Source organism: Guyparkeria sp. TX1 (assembly GCF_046523965.1).
GTDB lineage: Bacteria > Pseudomonadota > Gammaproteobacteria > Halothiobacillales > Halothiobacillaceae > Guyparkeria.
This window is the reverse complement of sequence record NZ_CP144142.1, coordinates 1,954,168-1,979,192: the sequence shown is the minus strand read 5'-3', so window position 1 is coordinate 1,979,192 and position 25,025 is coordinate 1,954,168. Positions and strand designations below refer to the sequence as shown.

Sequence of the window (25,025 nt, the reverse complement as noted above, 5' to 3'; positions counted from 1 at the left end):
CGCCTGAATCGCCAAGGCCATCGATCCTCGGATCGGTGGCTTTTTTTGTTGCCGAGAAAGGAGCGGGCCGAACGGCCGGTGATTAGCCAGGCGATCTCGGTTGGGTCTCGTCGGCTTCCGAAGAGCCCGTCGGGTATGCCGGCCCGGTGGGTGCCTCCTGGTCCTCGGTGGCCGACGGGGTCGGGGCCCCGGTCATCTCCATCACGGCATCGTCGCGATAGGTGTCGGTATCCTCGACGCCACCGGCTTCGTCCTGGTGCTGGTAGAGCTGCTTGCGCAGCCGGCGGGTGTACTTGGCGGCCTTGTAGGCCTGGTCGACGATGCGCCGGACGTGGCTCAGTTCGTCCAGTCGGGCGACCATCTGACGTACGGGCAGCCGGTCATCGGCACCGGCGCGCAACAACAGCGCCTTGAGCGACTGATAGTCGTCGGCGAAATCCTTGATCGCCCGCTTGATCGGCTTCATCTCGAAGCCCTCGGTGTCCGGGTCGGCCAGGGCAAGGAAATGCGCGGTCTCGCGCCGGAATTCGGTGAGTGCCTCGCTGATCGCCGGGTCCGTGGGGGTCGACAGCGTGGCCTCGAGCTTCGCAACCTCTTCGACGTGCTCGACGATATCGCCGTAGTAACGGCCGATGCGCATGGCCAGGGGAAAGCCGTCGGCAATCGAGGCGGGTATCTCGCCGTACTGGGCCCGGTTGCTGAATTCCGCGGTGGCGAGGATCAGTCGGTCGACGATCACGCGATCACGGCGCAGGCGCTCGATGGCCGACGAGCCTTCCATGCTGATCACGTCGCGGGCGCCTCGACGGGCGATCTCGCCGATGCGTTTCAATTCCATGTTCAGCGCGTCGAGAGCCAGGTCCGGCGTACTGGCGATGTTGCGGTCGAGATGGCGCGGTTGGCCTTCATCCTCCTCGGCGCTGCGGAATCGGCGTTCGAGAAATCTGACCAGCCGGGGCGTCAATGGCCAGAAGATCGCCATGCCCAGCAGCTTCGTGGTGGTATGGAAGATGGCAAGCGAGGTGGCCGGCCCCGGCTCGAGGCGCATGAGCTGGGCGGCGTGTGCGACCAGCCAGAGCAGGGCGGGCAGGCCGACGAACGCAACGATGCCGACCACCACGTTGAAGAGCACGTGGGCCATCGCGGCCCGTTTGGCCGAGGACGTGGCGCCGATGACCGCGAACAGGGCGGTGGAGGTGGTCCCGACGTTCGCGCCGATCACCATGGCGGCAGCCGAGGTCAGTGGGATCAGGCCGGTGCCGGCCGCCGTGAGCGTGATAGCCAGCGACGCACTGGAGGAATTCATCACCACGGTCATGATCACGCCAATGGCCGCGAACATCAGCAGGCTCCACACGCCGTTGCCGGTATGCGCTGCCAGATCGAAGCCCTCGCCGAAATCACCGAAGCTCGCCTTGAGTACATCCAGGCCGAGAAAGAAGATGCCAAAGCCGGTCAGCGCATCCCCCAGGTAGGCGCGCCGCTTGCCCTGGCCGGTGACGCGCAGCAGCATGCCGATGGCCACGGCGGGCAGCGCCAGGGCTTGCAGGTCGACCTTGAAGCCGACGATCGCCACCAGCCAGGAGGTGGCCGTGGTGCCGATGTTGCTGCCGATGATCACCCCGACGGCCTGGAACAACGTCAGCAGCCCTGCGTTGACGAAACCGACCGTGGCGAAGATCACCGCGGAGGACGATTGCACCACCGCCGTGATGCCGATGCCCGAGATGATCCCGCGCGGGGTGGTGGCCGTGCCACGGGCCAGTATCTCGCGCAGCGCGTCGCCGGCGGCGACCTTCAGGCCATCGGTCATCAGGCGCATGCCCAGCAGGAACAGGCCGACGCCGCCGAGGAAGGTGAGTGCCAGATGGAGGTTCATGCCGTTCATGATAGCCATCTGGCGTGGCGATGTCGGTGGCCGAGGTCACAGCAGTCGCGAGCAAGGCTGGCAGGCCGGCCGGGTGCTAGACTCCGATCCCCGATTTCACCACCGTGATCGGCTGGGCGTCCGCCAATCCAAGGGCGGCCAGCCGAAGGTCGAGCCCGAGAGGTTGCCCATGCCCCGTCGTACCGTCCTGATGCCCCTGCTGCTCGCCGGCATGGGCCTGACCACTCTGCTCACCGGCTGTCAGGCCGATGTCGAGGCCGAGCTCGAGATCGGCGATATCCGCGAGCGCGAGACCCATGGGCTGTTTGCCACCAGCAAGGTGCGCACCGAGGATTGCGACCGCGGCAGTCGCAGTGCCGAGCGCGAGGGCAGTGCGGGCTGGGCCACCTGGGTGCTTTCTGGCGTATTCCCGGACACGCGCTATCGCGGTTGCCGCGAGCTCGAGGCGGGGGCCGAGACGACATTTCGCAACATGATCGTGTTCGATGCCAACCCGGGCGAGACGTTGAGCGGCCTCTCGCACGTCAATATCAAGCTCCACGAGCAGACCTTGTCGGTCGGTTTGCCGCCGTACGTGCAGGGCAATATCGAGCGGGTGCGTGATCAGGCGGGGCTCGAGGGCCAGCCTGAGATAACCAGCCGCCTGACGTTGATCAACAACGAGGACCAGGCGTTTGGGTATCGGCAGGCCCATTACGGCGCCCACGCTGATGTCGGTGTGGACGATGGCGAGTGGGGCGAGTTGCACGTGCTCGAACCCAACGCCCGGGTCTCCCTCGACTACCCGGCGGGGCTGGCCGAGCGGGTGTTTGCCGATGGGCGTGCGCCGCTGTTGCGGATCGAGCCCGTCGCCCATTGAGTCGGCGGTTCAGCGCCGATACCGACGAGGTCCCAGGGCTACGGCTTAACGCGAGCAGCCGGCGGGAGGTTCGCCGGAGGGGTCCTCGTCTCGGAAGGGGTGGCAGCGGCGCGGGATAAGGTGCAGGTCGGCCAGCAACGCGCAGGTGAGCGAACGCCGGCGGCTTTCCGGGTAGAGCGCGCGGTAGAGCATGATCTTGAGGGTCACGAACGCCCCCAGCACGATGCCGCCCAGGGCGATCAGGCTGCCCAGCGCCAGGGTGGAACTGCCCGAGAGCCCTTGGCCGACCGAGCAGCCCATCGCGATGATCCCGCCGGTACCCATCAGCAGCCCGCCGATCGAATAGGTGCCGAACTGCGACCAGGCGCGGAAACCCTGCAGCCGGAAATGGCCACGTAGGACAGCCCAGGCGGCGGCACCGACGATGACCCCGAGCATTGCCACGATGCCGAAGGTGACTAGCCCAAGGGCTGGTGATTCAGCCAGGCGCAGCACCTCGGCTGCCGGGGCGACGAAGCTTAGCGACTGGGCGCCGGTGCCCTTGGGCGGGTCGAAGGCGAGTGCCGCCTCGCTCATCAGGGCCTGCCCCGTGGGCGAGCCGGTCCACAGCCAGCCGGCGGTGATCACCAGGCCGATGCCCAGCCCGCCAATCACGTCCGCGCGCCGCATGCGCTGGGCGTGATCCATCCGCCACAGCCAGACAATCAACCCGGCGGCCACCACCAGGGCCGTGGCCAAGCGCCAGTGTTCCAATGAGCCGCTCGGGCTGACGCCCGCTAGCAGGGCGCCCAGATCTTGATGGCCGATCGAGACGGCCTCGAAACTCAACTGCGGCCAGGCCAATGTCTGGTCGACGAACCAGCGTGCCTCGGGCCAGTAGAGCAGCCCGGCGGCGGTCACGCCCACCACGGCGTACGCCCACAGCGATTTCATGTCCCCCTGGCCAATGTTGACCAGCGTCTTGGTGGTGCAGCCCCCGGCCAGCACCATGCCCACCCCGAACAGCAGCCCACCGAGCAGGTAGCGCAGCCACGGAAACTCGGCGGCACGGTAGTTGACCCGGGTCTGATCGAGATCGAATACCCCGCCGGCCTCGAGCAGGGCAACGCCCGCGACCGCGACCGCGATCGATAGTAGCCAGGCGCGCATCCGTCCCGGATCGCCGGTCAGTACCCAGTCTGAGACGGCACCCATGTTGCAGTAACGGGTGGCCGCGGCGATGGCGCCAAAGGCCAGTCCGATCAGCGCGGCACCGGTAAGAAGGGTTAGCCAGGGATTGTCGAACAGTAGGGGCATTGAAGACGTGTCACGAAGGGTAAAAAGGGTGTCCGGTCATGGTAGGGCGAAAAGCACGTCAGGGCGTTGTTTTTGCCACAGAATCTCGTGATCGGGGCATAAGCCGGCCATCCATGGAGGTCGATTTTGATGTTGGGATATCGAATCAAAGGTTTCGAATAGTTCGACAACGTCACCGGAAACCTGGTCCATACTCCGGCGCTTGATATCGGGCAGGGCCCGGTTGGACGCGTTAATGGAGGAAGCGATGAGTTTGCTTGTCGAGGGGAAGCTGCATACCGACTGGTTCGAGTCGGAATCCGAGGGCGGCGAGTTCGTCCGCAAGGATTCGATGTTCCGTCACTGGATCACGCCGGATGGATCACCGGGGCCGACTGGGGAAGGTGGTTTTCCCGCCGAGGCCGGGCGTTACCATCTCTACGTCTCGTATGCCTGCCCCTGGGCGCACCGCACGCTGATCTTCCGGGCCATCAAGGGTCTGACCGACCTGATCAGCGTTGACGTGGTTCACCCGCACATGCTGGCCGAGGGCTGGCACTTCGGTGACTTCCCCGGCGCCACACCCGACAGCCAGATGGGCGCGCACCACCTTCACCAGCTCTACACCCGTGCCGATCCCAAGGTCAGCGGCATCGTCACCGTGCCGGTGCTCTGGGACAAGCAGCGTCAGACCATCGTGAACAACGAGTCTTCCGAGATCATTCGCATGTTCAATTCGGCGTTCGACGATCTCACGGGTAATCGTGATGACTACTACCCGGGCGGGCTGCACGAAGCGATCGACTCGATCAACGCAATTGTCTACGAGAACGTCAACAACGGGGTCTATCGCGCCGGGTTCGCCACGGCTCAGGACGCCTACGAGACGGCGTTCGATCGCTTGTTCGAGACGTTAGATGAACTGGAAGCTCGTCTGGCCAACCAGCGATGCCTTGTGGGTGAGCGGATCACCGAGGCCGACTGGCGGCTGTTCACGACCCTGGTGCGTTTCGATGCGGTCTATCACGGCCACTTCAAGTGCAATCGGAACCGGCTGACCGACTTCCCCAACCTCTGGGCGTTCACCCGCGAGCTCTACCAGTGGCCGGGCGTGGCCGAGACGGTGCGCCTCGATCACATCAAGCACCACTATTACGTCAGCCACGACTGGATCAATCCCACCGGCATCGTGCCGCGCGGGCCGGCGATCGATTTCGGGCAACCCCACCACCGCGGCCTTCACCGTGACGAGCGCGAGGTATTGCTGTGAGTATCGATATCCGGGATGCCACCGTGATGGCCGAGGGCGCCGGCGCGCGGGTCAAGCGCCATCTGCCGCTGCCGGTGTTCATGAACTTCGACCCGTTCGTGATGTTCGACCACTTCGAGCTCGGTGCGGGCACGGGCTTTCCCGAGCACCCGCATCGCGGCTTCGAGGCGATCACCTACTTGTTCAGTGGAGAGATCGAGCACCGCGACAACCTCGGCAACGTGTCGACGGTGGGCCCGGGTGGCGCGCAACGTTTCACGGCCGGGGCGGGGATCGTCCACTCGGAGATGCCCTCGGTCGAAGAGACCACCAGCGGTATCCAGCTGTGGGTGAATCTCCCGCGTCGACTGAAGGCCAGCGAGCCGGCCTACGAGGAGGCCCCCGCCGAGTCGGTGCCCGAGGTCGCCTTCGAGGGCGGGCGCGAGCGGCGCATTGCCGGCGAGGGTGGCCGGGTGACTCTGAAGACCGACGCCCTGTATCGCCATGTCCTGCTGGATGCCGGCGGTCGTCACGCCATCGAATTGCCAGGCGGTTGGCGGGCGATCGTCTACGTCAAGGACGGCGCGGTGCGGGTCAATGGGCAGTCACTCTCGCCGGCGCAGGCCGCCTTCCTCGACGGCGAGACGCGAATCGAGCTCGAGGCCGGCGAGAATAGCGAGGTGATGGTGGCGGCCGGGCATCCGCACGGCGAGCCGATCCGTCAGCGCGGGCCGTACGTCGATTAGCGTACGTCTGACGTTGGCGCGCGTTGCCGCCGCGTGTATGGCTGGGTAGCATGGCGATTTTTTGGACGGATATTCCATGAATCAACGTTCCATCGTGGCCCTGACGGGCTTGCTGCTGGTGGTCTACGCCGCCTGGCTCGTCTACCTGGGTCTCGTGCTGCCGCCTGCGCGCGCCGATGCCATGTTCAGTGAAACGGGCTGGTTTGAAGACCTCAGCGCCGTGTTCTGGCTGGTTCTTGCCGTGATACTGCTGTTCGCCAGGCCGATCGGGCTTGGGCGTCGGATTGGTATGTCCGTGATCGCCGCGGTGCTGGCGGCCCGCGAGGAGGGCTGGCACAAGAAGTTCACCACCGACAGCCTGTTCAAGTCGGACTACTACCAGATGACCGGCGTGCCTCTGGCCGAAAAGCTGATCGCCGGGGCGGTCGCGGTGGGTCTGACGATTACGCTGGTCTGGTTGCTGGTGCTCGGTGGGCGCGAGGTGTTCGCCCGCGGGGGGTGGCGTCGTCCCTGGGGCTGGCTGGCCCTGTTCGCGGTGGCGATCTCGCCGATCCTCAAGGCCGTCGACCGTGGCCCGTCGATCCTGCGAGTGCAGTTCGACATCACCCTGTCGGAGAACATCGACATGGTGATGCTCTCCCTGGAAGAGGGCATGGAATCGGCCTTGCCGGTGCTGTTCCTGCTGGCCCTGGGCCTGTACCTGATGGATCGCCGCTCCGGCAGTGCCACTCCCGTCACTGATGGTCTCCATGGTTGACGAGTCGGGAGCCGATTTCCGGTGCGGCATCGTGGATGTGCTGGAGGCCGCGGCATTGCACAAACGGCACGCCGAGGTTCGGGTGGATGGTTGCTGGCGGCGCGTTCGGGTAATCGATGTGGTTACCGATCACGGCGAGGACTGGGTGGTCCTTCCCGGGGATGACCGCCTGGCGGTAAGCCGGATCGAGAAGGCTCGCCCGGAGCGGTAGTAAGCACGGGGTGAGGCAAGGCACGAAAAAAAACGGGGCGCAATGCCCCGTTTTTCGTTGCCGACGCCCGCCCGATGCGACCGGGGGCGTTTGCCGATCGCCCTACATGCCTTCGAACAGGATGAATGTGCGGTTCATGTTGGTGCGATGCCAGCTGTCGTAGTGCTCGAGGTGCTTGAAGGCCTCGAGGTCGTCGTTGGCGTTCATGACGTCGCTCATGGCCTCGAAGTTGCGGGCCGCCTCGCCGACGGTGTTGACCAGGAAGTCGTAGTAGTCGCCGCTGTCGCGTCGCGCCCGTTCCATGTCACTGACGCGGCCATGGCCTGGCACGACATGATCGGGGTCGATTTCCTCGAGTCGGGCGAAGGCTTCCAGCCCGTTCCGCGGGTTCGACCACGGGTGGATGCCCAACATGCGGTCGACGTAGACCAGGTCACCGGTGAACACCACGTCGCTTTCCGGCAGGTAGGCCATCGCATCGCCGGGGAAGTGGGCGTTGGTCAGGGAGAGTTCGATCTCGGTACCACCGAGCGTGATGCTCGCGGTCTCACCGTCGAGGACGCGGTCGGCATAGGCCGGCTTGGTGCCATCGAAGCGCTCGCCCAATGCCTCGGGCAGGCGGCCTTCCATGTGCTGCTCGGCGAACTCCTTCTGCGACTCGACGGTCTGCTCGAAGGCGATCACCTCGGCACCCTGTTGTTGGAAGTAATCGTTACCCAGCCAGCGGTGGTCCTGCACGCCGATGTTGACCACCCAGCAAATCGGCTGGTCGCTAACCTCGGCAACGGCGCGCTCGATGTACGGGCCGCTAAAGGCGCCGGGACCGGAATCGATCAGGATCACGCCTTCATCGGTCACGATCACCCCGTAGTTGGCATTCATGCCGTGGTTCTCGTAGGTACGGGCATCGGTCGGCCCGATGATCGCGTACACCGAGCCGGTGACCGGCTCGGCGGTCGGTTGGTAGGTGACCTCGCCATCGGCATGGCCGAGGGCAGTGGTCAGCAGGGCAAACGTGCCGGCGAGCAGGGCGGTGAGTCGGTGCATGGGTCTCTCCTTTGAGGGGGCGGCCAAGTATAAATGCGTCTGACCGAATATTGATAGAAAGGTTCCCGCAACGAGATCCCGGCCGGTGCTAAGCTCGACCTAAGGCCATAGTCAGGGTCACCGGACCGATGTCGGTGACCCGAAACGATCAAGGGAGAGGCAGTAATGCGCTTTGTGCGGCGATTTTCCGAACTGGGTATGAACGACGTAGCCACGGTCGGTGGCAAGAACGCCTCACTGGGTGAGATGGTGGCCCAGCTGGCCGAGCGCGGCGTGCGGGTGCCGGATGGCTTTGCCACCACCGCCGAGGCGTATCGCCATTACCTCGAGCACAACGATCTGACCGACCGGATCGGCGAGGTACTCGGTTCGCTCGATACCAACGACGTCACCGCGCTGGAAAAGGCTGGTCGGCAGATCCGCGGCTGGATTGCCGAGGGTGAGGTGCCGGCGGACCTTGCCGAGGAGATCGTCGCGGCCTACCGGGAACTGGGTCGGGAGTACGGCGAGAACACGGACGTGGCCGTGCGCAGTTCGGCCACCGCCGAGGACCTGCCTACCGCCTCGTTCGCCGGCCAGCAGGAAAGCTATCTCAATATTGCCGGCGAAGCCGCCCTGATCGACAGCATCCGCCACGTGTTCGCCTCGCTGTTCACCGACCGGGCCATCTCCTACCGAGTGCACCAGGGGTTCGACCACATGGCGGTGGCCCTGTCGGCCGGGGTGCAGAAGATGGTGCGCTCGGACAAGGCCGCCTCGGGCGTGATGTTCACCATCGACACCGAGTCGGGTTTTCGGGATGCCGTGTTCATCACCGCGGCCTACGGGCTGGGCGAGAACGTGGTGCAGGGGGCGGTCAATCCGGACGAGTTCTATGTCTACAAGCCGATGCTCAAGGATGGGTTGTGCCCGATCGTCTCGCGCCAGCTGGGCGAGAAGGCGATCCGCATGATCTACACCGAGGAGGCCCGCCACGGTGCCTCGACCCGCAACGTCGACGTACCGGTCGAGGAACGGCAACGCTTCGCGATCACCGACGAGGAGGTGCTGACGCTCGCCCGCTTTGCCGTGGAGATCGAGCGCCACTACAGCGAGCAGGCCGGCGAATTCCGTCCGATGGACATCGAGTGGGCCAAGGACGGGGACAGCGCTGAGCTGTTCATTCTCCAGGCCCGCCCCGAGACGGTCCACTCGCAGCGCGAGGCCGCCACCCACGCCACCTACCGGCTGGAAGAGCGGGGCGAGGTGCTGGTGGAAGGCAAGAGCGTCGGCGAGCGCATTGCGGCCGGTCGGGCGCGCACGATCGAGTCCTCGGCGGAAATGGCCAAGCTCGACGACGGCGAGATCCTGATCACCGACATGACCGACCCGGACTGGGAGCCGATCATGAAGCGGGCCGGTGCGATCGTGACCAACCGGGGTGGACGGACCTGTCATGCGGCGATCATTGCCCGCGAACTGGGCATCCCGGCAATCGTCGGCTGCGGTGATGCCACCGAGCGGGTGCCCGATGGCGAGGAGGTGACCGTCTCCTGTGCCGAGGGCAGCACCGGGCATGTCTATCGCGGCGTACTGCCGTTCACGGTGGAGCGGCTCGATCTGTCGGGCACCGAGACCACACGCACGGACCTGATGATCAATCTCGGCGATCCCGAGCAGGCCTTCCGGCTGGCCTCGCTGCCGGCGGCCGGGGTGGGCCTGGCCCGACTGGAATTCATCATCAACAACCGCATCGGGATTCACCCGCGGGCGTTGCTCGAATACGACCAGCTGGATGCCGAAACGCAGGCCGAGATCGACCGACACACCGTGGGTTTCTCCGATCGACGCGAGTTCTATATCCAGAAACTCGCCGAGGGCGTGGGCACGATCGCGGCGGCCTTCCACCCGCGGCCGGTGATCGTGCGCCTGTCGGACTTCAAGTCGAACGAGTACGCCGCGATGGTCGGCGGGGCGGGGTTCGAGCCCCACGAGGAAAACCCGATGCTCGGGTTCCGTGGCGCATCGCGTTACTACGCCGAGTCGTTCGCCGAGGCGTTCCTGCTCGAGTGCGAGGCCCTGCGGCGCGTGCGCGAGGGGATGGGCCTGACCAATGCCCAGGTGATGCTGCCCTTCGTGCGCAGTGTCGAGGAGGTCGACCGGGTGCTTGCCTTGATGACGAAGGCCGGTCTCGAACGGGGGCGACACGACCTCAATGTCTACCTGATGTGCGAAATCCCCGCCAATGCACTGCTCGCCGACGAATTCCTCGAGCACGTCGACGGCTTTTCCATCGGCTCGAACGATCTCACGCAGTTGACCTTGGGGGTCGATCGTGACTCCTCGCTGATCGAGGGGCTCGACGAGCGCAACCCGGCGGTGCTCAAGCTGATGGCCATGGCGATCGCCGCCTGCCGCGAGCAAGGTAAGTACATCGGGATCTGCGGACAGGCACCCTCGGATTTCCCCGAGATCAGCGAGTGGCTGGTCGAGCAGGGCATCTCGAGCCTGTCGCTCAACCCCGACAGTCTCCTGCCCATGCAGCAGACGGTGCTTGAGGCAGAAAAACGGTTGGGATAACCAGACCGGATTGGTCCGATTTTGCTACTCTAGGGGGTCCTGCCGGCTGTCGCGCCGGTTCAGCGCCAAAAGAACCAAGCGGAGTGACGAGATTGATGGGCCTGTTCGGCAAGAAGCGCAACGCGAACGACGAACGAAACGCCGAGATCCAGCGTGCGGTGGAGGCGATTCACGATCCCAATAACGACCAGACGCTGGCCGAATCGGGGGCGGTCGAACGTGTCGAATGCGGCGACAAGTCGTGCCAGATCGATATCGTGCTCGACTACCCGCCGGGGGACTGGGAGGCCGAGCTGACCAGCCGGGTTCGCGAGGCTGTCGCCAGCGTTGATACCTCGCTCGTCCCCGCCGTCACGGTGGCCTTTGTCGCCCCCGAGGGCTCAGCCCTGCACGGCAAGCCCCTGCCGGGCGTGAAGAACATCATCGCGGTGGCCTCGGGCAAGGGCGGCGTGGGCAAGTCCAGCACCAGCATCAACCTCGCCCTGGCCCTGGCCGCCGATGGCGCGAAGGTGGGGCTGCTGGATGCCGACATCTACGGCCCGAGCCAGCCGCGCATGTTGGGTAGCAGTGAAAAGCCGCGCCAGGTCGACGACAAGTCGATGGCCCCCGTCGAGGCCCATGGCCTGCAGACCATGTCGATCGGTTACCTGGTCGACGAGGAATCGGCGATGGTATGGCGTGGCCCGATGGTGACCTCGGCCCTGATGCAGTTGCTCAACGACACCCGCTGGGACGGCCTGGATTACCTGATCGTCGACATGCCGCCGGGCACGGGTGACGTGCAGCTGACACTTGCGCAAAAGGTGCCGGTAGCTGGCAGCGTGATCGTGACCACGCCCCAGGAGATTGCCACCCTGGATGCGCGCAAGGCGATCAACATGTTCAACAAGGTCAACGTACCGATCCTCGGTGTGATCGAGAACATGGCGACGCACGTCTGTTCGAACTGCGGTCACGTCGAGGCGATCTTCGGCGAGGGTGGAGGTGAATCGATCGCCCGCCAGTACGGCACCGAGTTGCTGGGTCGTCTGCCCCTGGACCTGCGGATCCGCGAGGATCTGGATGCCGGCACCCCGACGGTTGCCAAGGACCCGTCCGGCGCTCTGGCCAGCACCTACCGGCAGGCCGCGCGGCGCCTGGCGGCCGGCCTCGGGCGGGCAGTGCGCTCGCAGGATCAGACTGGACCGGAAATCGTCATCGAGGAGTAAACCATGCTGGAAATCACCATCCCCAGTCGGGGCGTCCTGCACCTGTCGCATCTGGTGCTCGACTACAACGGCACGCTGGCGCTCGACGGCGCCCTGGTCGAGGGCGTGGGCGAGCGTCTGCGTGAACTGGCCAAGCACGTCGATGTCCACGTGATCACGGCCGACACCTACGGTGATGTCGAAGGGCGACTGGTGGATCTGCCGGTGACGCTCTCGACCTTGTCCGATCACCTCCAGGACGAGGCCAAGCAGCGTTACGTACGTACCCTCTCGGCCCGTGAGTGCGTCACCATCGGCAATGGCCGCAACGATGCCCTGATGCTGGCCGAAGCCGTGCTGGGTGTCGGCGTAATGCAGCCCGAGGGACTCTCGCGCCACGCGCTGGATGCTTGCGACGTGATCTGCCCGGACATCAACAGCGCTCTTGATCTACTCTTGAAACCCAAGCGGCTGATCGCGACGCTACGCAACTGACAACCCTCGACGACGCGGCGCACTGCCGCCCGCGTTTCAACGATTTCGACAGTCATTTCTGCCAGTTCAGCTGGCTCAAGAGAAAGGAGGCAATCCATGTCCCAGGTCACATTCAAGGGTACGCCCGTCAACGTTGCCGGCAAGCTGCTGTCCGTGGGTGACAAGGCGCCCGCGTTCTCGCTGACCGCGAGCGATCTCTCCGACAAGGGGCTGGAGGCGTTTGCGGGCAAGAAGAAGGTGCTGAATATCTTCCCGAGCCTGGATACCGGCACCTGTGCCAAATCGGTGCGCGAGTTCGATCGTCGTGCCGGTGAGCTTGGCGATACGGTGGTGCTCGGTATCTCCATGGACCTGCCGTTTGCCCAGGGCCGTTTCGCCGAGGCGGAGGGGCTGGATAACATCGCCATGTTCTCGGCCTTCCGTCACCCGGAATTTCTCGACGATTACGGCGTGCGCATCGCCGATGGTCCCCTGGCAGGCCTCGCGGCACGCACCGTGGTCGTTCTGGGCCCTGACGACACGGTGCTTCACGTCGAGCAGGTCGGCGAGATTGCCGATCAGCCGGATTACGAGGCCGCCCTTGGCGCGCTTTGATCCGAGTCAGACCGCGTCCGGCCTCGACCGGACGTAGATTCAGGCCCGGTACGTGGACGGATATTGATCCGCCTCGCGGCCGGGCCGCCGTTTTTGGGAGCAGGGGAATAAGGCGATGAGCAATCGACTGGGCGTCGACCTGGGCGGCACCAAGATCGAAGTCGCGGTGCTTGACCCCGACAACCACATCCGCTGGCGGGAACGTGAACCCACGCCAAAGGGTGACTACGCCGGAACGGTCGAGACCATGGCCGCGCTGATCGAACGCGCCGAGCGCGAGTGCGGTCGGGCCGACGGCATCGGGGTGGGTACCCCCGGCACGATTTCGCCGCGCACCGGTCTGATCAAGAACGCCAACTCGGTGGTCCTCAACGATCGACCGCTCAAGGCGGATCTCGAGGCCCGTCTTGGGCGCGAGGTGCTATTGGCCAACGACGCCAACTGCCTCGCGTTATCCGAATCCGCGGATGACGGGGCCGCGGCGGGCGCCGATTCGGTGTTCGGCGTGATCCTGGGTACCGGTGTGGGTGGCGGGTTGGTAGTCGATGGCAGGGTTCTGGTCGGACGCAACGCGATTGCCGGTGAGTGGGGGCACAACCCACTGCCTTGGGCGGAGACGGGTGAGTCGCCCGGGCCTGCCTGCTGGTGTGGCCTCAAGGGCTGCATCGAGCAATGGCTTTCCGGGCCGGCATTCGAGCGCGATCACGCCGAGCGCACTGGCGAGTCGCTTGGCGGTGAGACCATCGTGGCCCGAGCGCTGGCCGGAGATGACGCGGCCAACGCGAGCCTCGCTCGTTACGAGATGCGGCTGGCTCGCGCACTGGCGTACGTGATCAACCTGTTCGATCCGGACGTGATCGTGCTCGGAGGCGGGATGTCGAACGTCGAACGGCTCTACCAGAACGTGCCGCGGCAGTGGGACGAGTTCGTCTTCTCCGACCCGATCACCACCCGGTTGGTGGCGCCCCGCTTCGGGGATTCCAGCGGCGTGCGTGGGGCGGCTTTCCTAGGGAAACACTGCCCGGTTCGATGACGTCTCTGCGGGACCTCCAAGGGCCCAAATGCAAGGCGCAGTCCGTCGTGAAGGGCCGTCGCCCTTTACAAGGGCTGGACCGAATCGGCATGACGCCGATCCGGCCGGCGCAAGCCGGCCCGAAGGGCGAGGGTTCACGGACGAACCCAGCGATGCTGCAGATGGGTCCTTGGAGGCCCGCCCGGACGGGGCTCGCGGGTTTGCCCGCACTCGGTTTTGCCGTCCCTAAACGGGTAACGAGCCCGTCTTCGCTTCGGCGCCTTGATTGCGAACAAGCCCGCGAGCCAGAGATGCCATCGAACCGTACAGAGTTTCCCTTTTCCATTGGCAAACGCCTGCGCTGACGCCGATTTCCGGTGGCCAAAAGGGGTTGAGGAATACTGCAGTGATCTACTGGGTTGATAGGCGCATAAGCAGGGTCTAAATTCGATGCCATGACCTGGCCTGACCCAAGGCGGTCATGCGATCAAACAATCGGAGGTTGATTGTCATGGACATTGAACTGCAAATCGTGCTTATCAGCATCCTCGCCATGATCGGCATCGTCGGCATGCCGTTGGCAGCGTTCTGGATGCTCTGGAAGAGGTCCGGCGATGCCAAGCACGCCCAGGAAGAACGGGAGCACCGACATCAGCACAGTTGATGCTGACATGAAAAAAATTCCGGCCGGGAAGGTCGAGCGCTTCAGATCTTCCGGGCCACCTCAATCAAGACCATCGTTTCCGCTATGAAGCGATAAGGCCGGCGCCCTTCTTAGGGCGCCGGCTTTTTCATTTCCACGGTCGGCAAGGAGTCCCGGCTCCGGTAGTCAAGCTAACGGTGATGGCGGCGCTCTGAACTAGACTCCTTCATAGGGTTATTCGTATAAACAGGGAGATCGGTGGTGGGTAGTTTCCACGTCGGCCGGTCGGCCGGATATCAGCAGGAAACGGAGCCGACCTCTTTCGGTTCCCAGCCCCTTTTTGTCCGGCTGAAACGGATTCTTCCGCCCCTCGCGGCGGGCTTCGTGGTTAGTGGCGTGTTGCTCGCGACCATCTGGGTGGTTGAGCGGCAGTTCACAACCGCCGTCTTGCAGGCCGACCTCGACGACCTGGCCCAGATCCGAACTCGCATCGAATCCCAGCTCAACCAGGCATCCAACGTCTCCGACGGGGTTGGGGCGATGATCGAGGTCAACCGCGGGCTGGACGAACCTAGTCTGCGATCCGTTGCCGATCGGATGCTCGAGCGGACCCCCGTCATCCGGTCGATCGCCATTGCGCCGGACAATGTGATCCAGGTCAGCATCCCGCTGGAAGGCAACGAGGCCGCCATTGGCGTGGACCTCGCCGCCCATCCAGTGCAGGGGGTGTCGTTGCGCCGGGCCATGCAAAGTGGCGAACCGGTGCTCGGTGGCCCCTACGAACTGATTCAGGGCGGCTACGCGGTCATTCATCGGGTTCCGGTGTATTTCGATCGCGATCAGGACGGGGCAGACGAGTATTGGGGCGTGGTTTCCACCCCGATCGACGTGATGCGCTTGTTCGAAGCGGCCGGGGTATCGGACGAACTGACTGAAGGCACGCTGGCCGTGCGTGGGATGGATGGCCTTGGAGCCGAAGGAGCGGTTTTTCTCGGTCACCCCGAGATTTTCCGTCAGGAAAATACCCTGAGAACACCGGTGATCGCCCTGGACGGGCGATGGCAGCTCGCCATGCAGCCCAGCAAACCAAGCACGATGGTCACCTGGCTGACTCGAATCGCCGAACTCGTGGCCCTGATGGCCGGGCTGCTGGTGATGTGGCTCGCCGTCCGCTGGCAGGCGCAACAACGACTGATGGTCGACTCCGAGCGCCTGCTGCGCGATGTCACCTCGAACGTCAGTGACGCGGTATTCCGCACGGATGGGGCGGGGCAGTTGATCTATGTCAGTCCGGCCTATGAGCGCATGATCGGCCGTCCTGCGCAGGGGATGATAGGGGCGCCGTGGCTGAATCTGTTCCCCGAGGACGAGCGGCGGCCGATCCGTGAGGCCACCGAGCGGATGCATCAGTCCGAGCAAGTCCCATTCGGTCCCTCCCGCCGAGATCGGGTGGTATTGACGACTCGTGTGATGCGAAGCGACGGGGTGGAAGCCCCGGTCGAGGTGCGGGTCGAGCCGGTAACCGCGGCGTCGTACGGGCAAGCAGGTCTGGTCGGCACCCTGACCGATTTGTCGGATCGGCAGGCCTTCGAGCAGCTGGAAGGGCTGGCGACAGCGGTGTTCGAAGGCGCTGGGGACTCGATAGTCATACTGGATCGCCATCGCCGGGTGCTGGCTGTCAATCCGGCCTTCGAGCGTCTGGTGGGCTTGCCCTCCAAGGACCTGGTCGGCGAGCGGTTGGCCACCCCCGAGGTGCTGGATAAAAGCCGGCGGCGCCTTGAGGCATGCCTGCGTGGGCTTCGACAGCGGGGCCGCTGGAGCGAGGAGCTGGCTTGTCGGCTGCCGGATGGCCGGGAGCGTGTTCTGGGCTGGTCGGTGGACCTGATCCGCGATGATCGCCAGCGCGTGAGTCGCTACGTCGTCGTGCTGAGCGATGTCACGACCCGGCATCGCCGCATGCAGGCCATGCATCATCGTGCCCTGCATGATCCGTTGACCGACATGCTCAACCGGTCCGGTCTCGAGGAGCGGTTCGAGCAGGCGCGCCTGCACGCGATTCGCGAGGGCACGGGTATTGCCTTGGCCTTTGTCGATCTGAACGGTTTCAAACCCATCAACGACACCCTCGGGCACCACGTTGGTGACCAGGTGTTGCGCGAGGTCGCCCGGCGTCTGTCTGGCGTCGGTCGGGGTGAGGACATCGTCGCCCGATTGGGGGGCGACGAGTTTGTGATCGCCTTCTACGGCGTGCGTAACGACGAGGACGTACTTCGATTGGGCGACTCACTACTCGAGTCTCTGCGGGAACCCATGATGCTCGATGGGACCACTCAGCTGGTTCACGTTCGCGCCTCCATCGGTTTTGCCCGCTTCCCCGACGATGCCGACACCCTCGATGGCCTGACGAGGCGGGCAGATGCCGCCATGTACCGCGCCAAGGAAACCAAGGATGACACCGTCGTCTTCCATCGGGACCTGGTTAACCCACCGGGGTCGCCTGAGAATGAATGAAACTAATCTAATGGTCGAATAAGGCGACAAAAAATGCATGTTGCATTCCGATAGGGTGAATCCATCACCCGAAACACAGAGGAATCGACATGCCGGTTGCGAGCACCTACCCCGTCACGCACACCCTGGGTTTCCCCCGGATCGGGCGCGACCGCGCCCTGAAGTGGGCCCTGGAGCGCCATTGGCGCGGCGAAACGGACATCGACGCGTTGCAGCAAACCGCACTTCAGGTGCGGGCCGACTCACACCAGTGGTACCGCGAGGCCGGCGTAGGGCGACCGGCCTGCGCTGATTTCACCTTCTACGACGGCATGGCGGACCTCTGCCTGCTGTTCGGGCAAGCGCCTACTCGCTTCGGCGACCTGCCCAACGATCTCGATTCGCTGTTTGCCCTGGCTCGGGGGGAGCCGTCCGAGCAGGGCAATCTCGCGCCGTTGGCGATGACCAAGTGGTTTGATACGAACTACCACTACCTGGTCCCCGAACTGGATGCGCAGCGCCCGTTCCGACTCGATGCCGATCGGCTGCTGAGCCAGATTCGCGAATCGCTCGCCGATGACCCGGCCAGCAAACCGGTGCTGATTGGCCCACTGACTTTCCTTTGGCTAAGCGCCGGTGTCGATCGCGACGCACGCCTGCAGCGCGCCCTGGAGCTGGCCGATGCCTACGCCACGCTATTGAGCGAGATTGCCGCTCTCGGGGCGGAGTGGGTCCAGCTCGATGAGCCGATCCTGGGGCTGGACCTTCCAACGGGCTGGCTGGCGGCATTCGAGCCGATCTATCACCGCCTGAAGACACCTGGGTTGCGCCTGCTGCTGGCGAGTTACTTCTCGCCGGTGGATGGGCGTCTGGCCTTGTTGGCCAACCTGCCCGTGGATGGCGTGCACGTGGATGTATCTGCCGGGGACGACCTCGAGGCCCTCGCGGATCGATTGCCGGGATTCAAGGTACTCTCCGCGGGCGTGCTGGACGGCCGATCGATCTGGCGGGCAGATCTGTCGGCACTGCTCGATCGCCTTGAGCCACTCCATGAGCGACTGGGCGAGCGCCTGTGGCTGGCCCCTAGCTGCTCGCTGTTGCACCTGCCGCTGGATGCCGGCGAGGAAACCGATTTGCCGCCTGCGTTGGCTGCAAACCTGAGCTTTGCCCGACAGAAGCTCGGCGAGCTGTCATTGCTGGCGCGTGGCTTGGCCGAGGGCCGCGAGGCGATCGCCGAAGCGCTCGAGGCGACTATCACGGCCCGGCAACAGCTGGAGGCATTGAATGGCCGTCGGGATGCGCAGCGTCGTGATCGGTTGGCCCGATCGCTTGCCGAAGAGCCGGCACGGGCTCGTCCGTATGTCGATCGCGCGAAGGCGCAGCAGGCGCGATTGAACCTGCCGATCCTGCCCACCACGACCATCGGCTCGTTCCCGCAGACCGACGAAATCCGGGCAACACGCCGCGCGTATCGCCGCGGGGAAATCGATATTTCTGCCTACGAGCAGGCGATGCGCGTGGCGATCGCCGACACGGTTCGCGAGCAGGAGACCTTGGGTCTGGACCTGCTGGTGCATGGCGAGCCCGAGCGCAACGACATGGTCGAGTACTTCGGCCAGCAGCTCGAGGGCTTTGCCTTCACCCGCACCGGCTGGGTGCAGTCCTACGGCTCGCGCTGCGTCAAGCCGCCGATCATCTGGGGCGACGTGGCGCGTCCCCGTCCCCTGACCGTGGACTGGAGTCGGTATGCGCAGTCGCTCACCGATCGGCCGGTCAAGGGGATGCTGACCGGTCCGGTCACGATGCTCTCGTGGTCGTTCGTGCGCGATGACCTGTCCCGTGAAGAGGTCGCGTATCAGCTTGCCGCGGTGCTGCGCGAAGAGGTCGCCGACCTGTGCGCCGCCGGCATCGCCGCAATCCAGGTCGATGAGCCCGCATTTCGAGAGGGGCTGCCGCTGCGCCGTGCCGGTTGGGATGGCTACCTCGACTGGGCGGTGCGTGCCTTCCGTTTCGCCACCGCGGTAGCGCCGGATGACGTCCAGATCCACACCCACATGTGCTATAGCGAGTTCAACGACATCATCGCGGCGATCGCCGCGTTGGATGCCGACGTGATCACCATCGAGACAACGCGTTCGAACATGAAGCTGTTGGACGCTTTTGCCGAATTCGAATACCCCAACGAGATCGGCCCGGGCGTTTGGGACATCCACTCTCCCTTGGTGCCGAGCGTGGCGGAGATTGGCGACCGGTTGCGGCTGGCACTGGACAGGGTGCCGGTGGAACGGCTGTGGGTGAACCCCGACTGCGGTCTCAAGACGCGCGGCTGGGAGGAGGTTAGGGCCGGGCTGAAAAACCTGGTCGATGCGGCGCGCGATCTGCGCCGCGAGTGCCGTCGCGAATAAAGCGCTCCACGCCGGCGCGGCGGGGTCTACACTCGGCGCACCGTGAAGACAGTGCCCCATCACCCCGGAGCCACCTTGTGAAGCGATTTCTGACCGTAATCACCGCCGCGACGGTCACCCTCATGAACCTGACGGCGTGTTCCGGGGCGAAGGTGCTCGAATCGCTCGCGCCCAGTGACTCGGTCACGGTGACCAATGACGTGGTCTTCGATGACGAGCGCGATCTCGCGCTGGATGTCTATCGCCCCATCGACGCAGAGGGGGCACCGCTGGTGGTGTTCTTCTGGGGCGGGAGCTGGCAGACGGGGGATCGCTCCACTTATGCCTTCCTTGGTCGGACGCTGGCCAGTCGGGGATTCGTCGTGATGATTCCGGACTATCGCGTCTATCCCGAGGTGCGCTACCCCGATTTCCTGTATGACTCGGCCCGTGCGGTGGCCTGGGCACGGGCGCATGCCCACGATCACGGTGCCGATCCGGCGCGCCTGTCACTGATGGGGCATTCGGCGGGGGCCTACAACGTGGCCATGCTGGTGACCGACGATCGCTACCTTGAGGCGGTCGGCGGCGCGCGGGACTGGGTTACGTCCTGGGCGGGTCTTGCCGGGCCCTATGATTTCCTGCCGCTGAATGACGCCAAGCTCGAACGCATCTTTGAGCCTGCCGACCCACTTGAGTCGAGCCAGCCGATCAACTGGGTGGACGGCGAAGTGCCGCCGACGTTGCTGGTGGTCAGCGAGGATGACCCGGTGGTCGACCCACGCAATACCGAGCGGATGGCCGCACGACTGGAGCGGGTCGGCGTGCCCGTCGAGCTGTTGCGGGTCGACAATCTGCGTCATGCCGGCGTGGTGGTCAGCCTGTCGAACGTATTCCCCTTCGACGACCAGGTCCTGTCGACGGTATCGCGGTTTCTCGGTCGGGTGCCGCCGACCGGGCCGGCGCAGGCAATGAGCGAGTAAGGTCCAGCGTCCACGACGTGCTTACTGCGGGCGGGGCAGTTCGGCGACCGCCCGGATGCGTTCGCGCCTGAGGGCCTCGCCCAGCGCCTTGCCCCGAATCCCCTGTTCAAGCAGCGGTTGGGGCGAAATCGTGGCCACCGTCTCACGCACTCGGCGTAGCCAGTCCCCCTCCGGGTAGTCGACCGATTCCTTGCCGGGCTTGCCGCGCGAGTCGGCATGACAGACGGTCAGGATGTCCTCGAATCGCTCCGGGCGCCGCAGGGCGTCGAGCTCGTCGATGAGTTCGACCAGGGTGCTGTCACGCATTTCCAGGGCGCGATGAATCCGGCCGTGCTGGGCGGTGACGGTCAGGGCCAGCTCGCGAATCGCCTTGGGGGTGCGCAGGCGCTCGCACAGGGTCCGTGTCGGCTCGACGCCGCGTCGTTCGTGGCCAATATGACGGGGCCATTCCTCCGGGGGCGTCAGTGCCTTGCCCAGGTCGTGGCAGACCGCGGCAAAGCGCACGCCGATCGAGTCGCTCAGGTCGGCTGCCGTATCCAGTACGAGCAGGGTGTGGATCCCTGTGTCGACCTCGGGGTGGTATTCCTTGGGCTGGGGCACGCCGAACAGCGCCTCGACCTCGGGAAACGTCTCGACCAGGGCGTCGACCTCGTGGAGTACGGCGAAATAGCGTGAGGGTCGTTCGGTTCCCAGTGCCTTGACCGTCTCCGCCCAGACGCGCTCGGGAACCAGATCGGCAAGCTCCCCGCTGGCACTCATCTGGCGCATCAGCGAGGCAGTCGACTCGGCGACCTCGAATCCATGAGCGCCCAGCTGGGCGGCGAACCGCGCCACGCGCAGCACGCGTAACGGGTCCTCTACAAAGGCGGGGCCGACGTGGCGCAGCCGGCGGGCCTCTAGGTCCTCGCGACCACCGAACGGATCGACCACCTCGCCGTTCTCACGCATGGCCATGGCGTTGATGGTCAGGTCGCGCCGGGCCAGATCATCCTCGAGGGTGACCTCCGGGGCGGCATGCACCGCAAAGCCGTGATAGCCGCGTCCCTGCTTGCGTTCGGTGCGGGCCAGCGCGTATTCCTCGCCGGTCTCCGGGTGGAGGAACACGGGAAAGTCCGCACCGACCTGGCGAAAGCCACGGCTGAGCATCTCCTCGGGCGTGGCGCCGACGACCACCCAGTCGTGGTCGACCACTTTTCGGCCGAGCAACTGGTCACGCACGGCGCCGCCGACGATGTAGCACTCGAGGTTGTCGGTGACCGTATCGGACATCGTATCTCCGGGTGATTGAGTCAGGTTTTGGGCGGCAAAACTGGCTTTATCGTGACGGCCGGTAGCGGTAGACTGGGCGCCATTCCCGTCACGTTATGGACAGATCGCCATGAACGCGAACCCCTATCTTGAGGCATTGCAGAGCCAGTCGCCACGTTTCGAGTCCACGCTGCGCAGCATCGGTCTGGTCGCGGCGACCGAGGCGACGGTGCTGATCACGGGTGAGACCGGCACCGGCAAGGAGCTGGCTGCGCGCGCGATCCATGCCGGCTCGCCGCGTGCCGCTCGTCCATTGGTCACAGTCAATTGCGCGACCATCCCCGACGAGCTGGCCGAATCGACCCTGTTCGGTCACCGTCGCGGGGCGTTCACCGGGGCGCTGGCCGACCAGGCGGGACTGGTCGACCAGGCCGACGGTGGCACGCTGTTTCTCGACGAGCTGGGCGAGCTGCCATTGGGCCTGCAGTCAAAACTGCTGCGGCTTCTGGAAAACGGCGAGACGCGCGCCGTGGGGGAGACCGGCACGCGTCGGGTTGACCTGCGCGTGGTGGCGGCGACTCACCGGGATCTCGCCGGCATGGTCGAGGCGGGTGAATTCCGAGCCGACCTCTATTTTCGCCTGGCCGGCGTGCCGGTCGAGCTGTTGCCGCTGCGTGACCGTCAGGGTGACGTCGACTGGTTGTTCGCTCGTTTCCTGGAAGAAAACGCCGCTCGCAATGAGGTGGCGATACCTCGTCTGACGGCACGCGCTACCGGGGTGTTGCGTCGTTACCGCTGGCCGGGCAATGTTCGCGAGCTCAAGCAGCTGGCCGAGCGGCTGGTGATCTTCCACGCGGGCGGCGTGGTCGACGTCGAGGCATTGCCGACGGCGATGCGATCCGCGGCGCAGAGCGAATGCGGTGGTCCACTTGCTCCGGGGTTCGTGCTGCCGGAAGGCGGCGTCGATCTCGAGGCCGTCGAGAGCGATCTCCTGCGTCAGGCCCTGGCCCATACCGGCGGCAACAAGTCGCACGCCGCTCGCCTGCTGCACCTCTCGCGTGACACGTTTCTCTATCGTCTGAAGAAGTTTGCCATCGAATAGTGACTGACGAATCCGCCTGTCCCTGAACCTTTAGGCCCCGTTTTGGCATTGCCCGAGACGGGGCCTTTGCTTTAGTCGCATTGGTATTGGTTGTTGGTGTCCATGTTCCGGTGGTTGTCCAAAAAAAACGGCAGCCTGGGGCTGCCGCAAGGCCACGTCGAGGCGTGGCAGTCTGGAGGTGGGAAAGTGATCAGAACGTGGCGGTGAGGCGTGCCCAGACCGTGCGTCCCGGCTCGTTGATTCGGCTGGTCGGATCACCAAATGCCCCGCTATAGGCCCGGTTGACGTGCTGGGCATAAGTCCGGTCGAAGACGTTGTCGACTCCGGCTTCCATTCGCCAGTTACGGGTGATGTCGTAGCCCGCGTTGAGGTCGAGCACGGCATACCCGGCCGTCTCTGTGGTGTCCAGTCCGCTCTGTTCGTCGATGGCCTCGGCGCGACCCGCCCAGCGTAGGACCACGGCGCCATCCAGCGCCCCTCGTTCGGCGCGCACCCCGAGGTTGCCCGACAGCGGCGGGATCTGCGGCAGGTCGCGCGAGTCGCTGGTGTTGCGTCCACGCACAAAGGCCAATTGTGCCTCGGTCGCCAGCCAGTCGGTCACGGCATACCGCAGGTCGAGTTCGCCGCCGTATAGGCGGGCGTCGACATTGCGGAAGCTCGTGCTCATCGGCATCAAGCCCGCGATCTCTCGGTCCTGCAGGACATAGTCGTCGACCTGATCGACATACAGGTTGGCGCTCGTCACGAGCCGCTCGTTCTGCCATGACAGGCCGCCCTCGATCTGGTGATGGATTTCGGGCTCCAGATCCGGGTTGCCCATCTTCGCCAGCATGCCGTTCATCAATAAGGTGATGTACTTCTGGGTCAGGTTGGGCGCGACCGCGGTACGGCTGATGCCGACGTGACCGGAGAGGTTCGAGTCAAAGGAATGTTTGTAGCGAAGCAGGGCGCTAATTTCCGTGTCGCTCTTCGCCTCGCGGGCGGACTCTCTGATGTCGGCTGGCACCATCATGTTCGTGGCGATGCTCTTGTCGAGACTGGTATCGATCTCGCTCTCGAAGCGATCCATCCGCAGCCCGGCGCGCAGGGAGTTGTCGTCATCGAGTTGCCAGTCGCCTTGCAAAAATGCCCCCACTTGGTCCGTCTGGCCATCCGGCCACTGGCGGAAGATAAGCATGTCGGTCATTGCGTTGATCGCCTGTGCATCTTGCTCCACCCGCTGGAAATCGAGGCCGTAGTCGATCTCGATTTGGTTGCTGCGTGATGACGCCGTCAGTCGGGCGGTCGTGGTGTGCGACTCCGCCGGCGCGTCCATCGGCATCGCGGCGGCCAGCTCACGCAGGCTGTAGTTATCCATCAGGTGGTCGACATTGGCGCGTGAGACCTCCAGGCGCACCGCGTCGACCGGGCCTTCGATATCCCCCAGTCGGCCGTCGAGGCGGTAGATGGTGGCATTGTCGAATATCGAATCCATGCCGGTGCCGGCGTAGCGGGTGTCGAGCATGCGGTTGCGGTCGATGGACACCTCGATGCCGGTCACATCGGAGACGCGGTAGCCACCGATGATCGTGCCGCTGCGCTGCTTGAACGACGAGGGCACCTCGTTGCCGTCGCCGTCCTCGTAGTTCTCGCCGTTGGCAATCTGGCCGATCACGCGGCCGTAGGCCTGGCCGTTGCTCATCAGTACGTCGGCGCTGCTCTGATCGGTCAGGCCGTTGCTGCTGGTGGCGAAACCGAAGCGTGACTGCATGCCGACCTCGGCGGCGCGCTCGAAGGTGTTGCGGGTGAGATCGATGCTGCCGCCACTGCCACCCGGGCCACGGGTGAGGGTGGTCACGCCCTTGCGTACCTCGACCTCGTCGTAGCCGGCTAGGTTGCCGAAGCTGGTGGGTGGGTCCATGCGGTTCGGGCAGGCATTGGCGATCCCCGCCCCGTCGAGCAGTACGTTGAGTTGGTGTTCACGCTGCCCGCGGATAATCGGATCGAGGCCATGCCCGGACATGCGTCCGGCGTTGACACCGCTGATCTCGCGAAGCACCTCAGCCAGGTCGGCGCGAGGTGCCGTGTCCTCGGCCGTCAGCGTGACCGGTTGGTCGATCGATACCGGTTCGGGGGCGGTAATCAGGATCGTGTCCAGCCCCTCAGCGGCGGCAGTCTGGGTGCCGGCTGCCATCGTGGCCACGCTGGCGAGAATGGCGGTGTGCAGGCGGGTGGGGCGGCGGTGCGGGCAAGCGGCAGTCATGCGGGAATCGTTCCTCACTGTGTTGTAGGTTGGCGGTGGCGTGTTGACGCCCTA

The 25,025-nt window shown here is 65.0% G+C and carries 20 protein-coding genes; 15 read left to right on the top strand and 5 right to left on the bottom strand.

Annotation, left to right across the window (positions count from 1 at the left end):
• Positions 1 to 82: 82 nt before the first annotated feature.
• Positions 83 to 1,888, bottom strand: a complete 1,806-nt coding sequence (locus VWP12_RS09125; RefSeq protein WP_410473860.1) for a Na/Pi cotransporter family protein — start codon at positions 1,886 to 1,888, stop codon at positions 83 to 85.
• Here VWP12_RS09125 and VWP12_RS09120 point away from each other — a divergent pair.
• Positions 1,878 to 2,747: a hypothetical protein gene (locus VWP12_RS09120; RefSeq protein WP_410473859.1), complete on the top strand. Its 870-nt coding sequence runs from the start codon at positions 1,878 to 1,880 to the stop codon at positions 2,745 to 2,747. The genes VWP12_RS09125 and VWP12_RS09120 overlap by 11 nt on opposite strands.
• 45 nt (positions 2,748 to 2,792) lie before the next feature.
• On the opposite strand, the gene VWP12_RS09115 is transcribed toward VWP12_RS09120, so the two are convergent.
• Positions 2,793 to 4,043: a YeeE/YedE family protein gene (locus VWP12_RS09115; protein WP_410473858.1), complete on the bottom strand. Its 1,251-nt coding sequence runs from the start codon at positions 4,041 to 4,043 to the stop codon at positions 2,793 to 2,795.
• 247 nt (positions 4,044 to 4,290) lie between these two features.
• Between VWP12_RS09115 and VWP12_RS09110 the strand changes: the two genes are divergently transcribed.
• The 4 genes from VWP12_RS09110 to VWP12_RS09095 all read left to right on the top strand — a co-directional run bounded on the left by VWP12_RS09110 (position 4,291) and on the right by VWP12_RS09095 (position 6,985).
• The gene (locus VWP12_RS09110; RefSeq protein ID WP_410473857.1) at positions 4,291 to 5,292 is read left to right on the top strand and encodes a glutathione S-transferase family protein; all 1,002 of its coding nucleotides are present in this window, start codon (positions 4,291 to 4,293) and stop codon (positions 5,290 to 5,292) included.
• Positions 5,289 to 6,017: a pirin family protein gene (locus VWP12_RS09105; protein ID WP_410473856.1), complete on the top strand. Its 729-nt coding sequence runs from the start codon at positions 5,289 to 5,291 to the stop codon at positions 6,015 to 6,017. Before VWP12_RS09110 ends, VWP12_RS09105 begins: the two co-directional genes overlap by 4 nt.
• Before the next feature lie 76 nt (positions 6,018 to 6,093).
• The gene (locus VWP12_RS09100) at positions 6,094 to 6,774 is read left to right on the top strand and encodes a hypothetical protein (RefSeq protein ID WP_410473855.1); all 681 of its coding nucleotides are present in this window, start codon (positions 6,094 to 6,096) and stop codon (positions 6,772 to 6,774) included.
• Positions 6,767 to 6,985 (top strand): hypothetical protein, encoded by a 219-nt coding sequence (locus VWP12_RS09095; RefSeq protein WP_410473854.1) that lies wholly within the window; start codon positions 6,767 to 6,769, stop codon positions 6,983 to 6,985. Before VWP12_RS09100 ends, VWP12_RS09095 begins: the two co-directional genes overlap by 8 nt.
• 102 nt (positions 6,986 to 7,087) lie before the next feature.
• Here VWP12_RS09095 and VWP12_RS09090 read toward each other — a convergent pair whose 3' ends face one another.
• A complete protein-coding gene (locus VWP12_RS09090; RefSeq protein WP_410473853.1) occupies positions 7,088 to 8,032 on the bottom strand; it encodes an MBL fold metallo-hydrolase in 945 nt (314 codons plus the stop codon).
• 165 nt (positions 8,033 to 8,197) lie between these two features.
• Here VWP12_RS09090 and ppsA point away from each other — a divergent pair, with 165 nt between their 5' ends.
• The 9 genes from ppsA to VWP12_RS09045 all read left to right on the top strand — a co-directional run bounded on the left by ppsA (position 8,198) and on the right by VWP12_RS09045 (position 20,379).
• Positions 8,198 to 10,591 (top strand): phosphoenolpyruvate synthase, encoded by a 2,394-nt coding sequence (gene ppsA, locus VWP12_RS09085; protein ID WP_410473852.1) that lies wholly within the window; start codon positions 8,198 to 8,200, stop codon positions 10,589 to 10,591.
• A 95-nt stretch (positions 10,592 to 10,686) separates the two neighbouring features.
• Positions 10,687 to 11,799 (top strand): iron-sulfur cluster carrier protein ApbC, encoded by a 1,113-nt coding sequence (apbC, locus tag VWP12_RS09080; protein WP_410474962.1) that lies wholly within the window; start codon positions 10,687 to 10,689, stop codon positions 11,797 to 11,799.
• A 3-nt stretch (positions 11,800 to 11,802) separates the two neighbouring features.
• Positions 11,803 to 12,273: an HAD family hydrolase gene (locus tag VWP12_RS09075; protein WP_125198896.1), complete on the top strand. Its 471-nt coding sequence runs from the start codon at positions 11,803 to 11,805 to the stop codon at positions 12,271 to 12,273.
• Positions 12,274 to 12,369: 96 nt separating this feature from the next.
• Positions 12,370 to 12,867: a thiol peroxidase gene (gene tpx / locus VWP12_RS09070; RefSeq protein WP_410473851.1), complete on the top strand. Its 498-nt coding sequence runs from the start codon at positions 12,370 to 12,372 to the stop codon at positions 12,865 to 12,867.
• A 115-nt stretch (positions 12,868 to 12,982) separates the two neighbouring features.
• Positions 12,983 to 13,900, top strand: a complete 918-nt coding sequence (locus VWP12_RS09065; protein WP_410473850.1) for an ROK family protein — start codon at positions 12,983 to 12,985, stop codon at positions 13,898 to 13,900.
• 490 nt (positions 13,901 to 14,390) lie between these two features.
• A complete protein-coding gene (locus VWP12_RS09060) occupies positions 14,391 to 14,543 on the top strand; it encodes a hypothetical protein (protein WP_158611780.1) in 153 nt (50 codons plus the stop codon).
• A gap of 375 nt (positions 14,544 to 14,918) precedes the next feature.
• Positions 14,919 to 17,033: a diguanylate cyclase gene (locus tag VWP12_RS09055; RefSeq protein ID WP_410473849.1), complete on the top strand. Its 2,115-nt coding sequence runs from the start codon at positions 14,919 to 14,921 to the stop codon at positions 17,031 to 17,033.
• A gap of 89 nt (positions 17,034 to 17,122) precedes the next feature.
• Positions 17,123 to 19,417: a 5-methyltetrahydropteroyltriglutamate--homocysteine S-methyltransferase gene (gene metE / locus VWP12_RS09050; RefSeq protein WP_410473848.1), complete on the top strand. Its 2,295-nt coding sequence runs from the start codon at positions 17,123 to 17,125 to the stop codon at positions 19,415 to 19,417.
• 77 nt (positions 19,418 to 19,494) lie between these two features.
• Entirely contained in the window at positions 19,495 to 20,379 is an 885-nt protein-coding gene (locus VWP12_RS09045) for an alpha/beta hydrolase (RefSeq protein ID WP_410473847.1), read from the top strand.
• Between the two features lie 21 nt (positions 20,380 to 20,400).
• Here VWP12_RS09045 and VWP12_RS09040 read toward each other — a convergent pair whose 3' ends face one another.
• The gene (locus VWP12_RS09040) at positions 20,401 to 21,648 is read right to left on the bottom strand and encodes a multifunctional CCA addition/repair protein (RefSeq protein WP_410473846.1); all 1,248 of its coding nucleotides are present in this window, start codon (positions 21,646 to 21,648) and stop codon (positions 20,401 to 20,403) included.
• A 109-nt stretch (positions 21,649 to 21,757) separates the two neighbouring features.
• Between VWP12_RS09040 and VWP12_RS09035 the strand changes: the two genes are divergently transcribed.
• A complete protein-coding gene (locus VWP12_RS09035; RefSeq protein ID WP_410473845.1) occupies positions 21,758 to 22,729 on the top strand; it encodes a sigma-54 interaction domain-containing protein in 972 nt (323 codons plus the stop codon).
• 190 nt (positions 22,730 to 22,919) lie between these two features.
• On the opposite strand, the gene VWP12_RS09030 is transcribed toward VWP12_RS09035, so the two are convergent.
• Positions 22,920 to 24,971 (bottom strand): TonB-dependent receptor domain-containing protein, encoded by a 2,052-nt coding sequence (locus VWP12_RS09030; RefSeq protein ID WP_410473844.1) that lies wholly within the window; start codon positions 24,969 to 24,971, stop codon positions 22,920 to 22,922.
• Positions 24,972 to 25,025: the final 54 nt, after the last annotated feature.